Origin of the sequence: Microvirga aerilata (assembly GCF_016743775.1) — a bacterium.
Lineage (GTDB): Bacteria > Pseudomonadota > Alphaproteobacteria > Rhizobiales > Beijerinckiaceae > Microvirga > Microvirga aerilata.
Genome location: NZ_JAEQMY010000271.1, coordinates 1 through 1461 on the forward strand (window position 1 = coordinate 1; position 1461 = coordinate 1461).

The 1461-nt window shown below is 62.6% G+C and carries 1 protein-coding gene and 1 pseudogene; both read right to left on the minus strand.

Going from position 1 to position 1461, the window contains the following annotated elements:
- On the minus strand, positions 1–1301 hold a 1301-nt coding region (gene groL / locus JKG68_RS32275; protein ID WP_202066507.1), incomplete at its 3' end, for a chaperonin GroEL.
- Positions 1302–1345: 44 nt separating this feature from the next.
- Positions 1346–1461 (minus strand): annotated as a pseudogene (locus JKG68_RS32280) (co-chaperone GroES); the annotation flags it as partial.

Consider the following 1461-nt stretch of genomic DNA (forward strand, 5'->3'; position numbering starts at 1 on the left):
GGGTTGTCGCTGGTGAGCTTGGCCACAGCGCCCTTGGCCCGCAGCAAAGCCGTGCCGCCGCCGGGAACGATGCCCTCTTCCACCGCAGCGCGGGTGGCGTGCATGGCATCGTCAACGCGGTCCTTCTTCTCCTTGACCTCGATCTCGGTCGAGCCGCCGACGCGGATCACCGCGACGCCGCCTGCGAGCTTGGCCAGGCGCTCCTGCAGCTTCTCACGGTCATAGTCCGAGGTGGTCTCCTCGATCTGCGCCTTGATCTGGCCGACCCGAGCCTCGATGTCTTTGCTGGAACCAGCACCGTCAATGATCGTGGTGCTCTCCTTGTCGATGCGGATGCGCTTGGCACGGCCGAGCATGTCGAGGGTGACGTTCTCGAGCTTGATGCCGAGGTCTTCCGAGATCGTCTGACCAGCGGTCAGGACGGCGATGTCCTCGAGCATGGCCTTGCGGCGATCACCGAAGCCCGGAGCCTTGACGGCGGCGATCTTCAGGCCGCCACGCAGCTTGTTCACAACCAGGGTGGCCAGAGCCTCGCCTTCGATGTCTTCGGCCACAATCAGCAGGGGCTTGCTGGTTTGCACCACAGCTTCGAGGATCGGCAGCAGCGACTGCAAGGACGAGAGCTTCTTCTCGTGGATGAGGATGTAGGGGTCCTCAAGCTCCGCGATCATCTTCTCCGCATTAGTGATGAAGTAGGGAGACAGGTAGCCGCGGTCGAACTGCATGCCCTCGACCACGTCGAGCTCGGTCTCGGCGGTCTTGGCTTCCTCGACGGTGATGACACCCTCGTTGCCGACCTTCTGCATCGCCTGGGCGATCATCTCACCGATCGAGGCATCACCATTAGCCGAGATGGTGCCGACTTGGGCGATTTCCTCGGACGAGGCCACCTTCTTGGCGCGGGACTGGATGTCCTTCACGGCCTCTGCCACGGCCAAGTCAATGCCGCGCTTGAGATCCATGGGGTTCATGCCGGCGGCCACGGCCTTAGCGCCCTCGCGCACGATGGCCTGGGCCAGAACAGTGGCCGTCGTGGTGCCGTCACCGGCCACATCGCTCGCCTTGGAAGCCACTTCGCGCACCATCTGGGCGCCCATGTTCTCGAACTTGTCGGCGAGCTCGATTTCTTTCGCGACGGTGACGCCGTCCTTGGTGATGCGCGGCGCCCCAAAGGACTTCTCCAGCACCACGTTGCGGCCCTTAGGACCCAGCGTGACCTTCACAGCATTAGCGAGGATGTCGACACCGCGCAGCATGCGGTCGCGAGCGTCAGAGGAAAATTTTACGTCTTTGGCAGCCATGAGCTAACCTCCTGTTATTTGTTATCTGGTCGGGCCGGGCTGTTTTAAGCGGCCTTCTGGGCTTCGGCGGACTGCTCGATCACGCCCATGATGTCGGATTCCTTCATGATCAGGAGGTCCTGACCGTCGATCCGCACCTCGGTGCCGGACCACTTGCCGA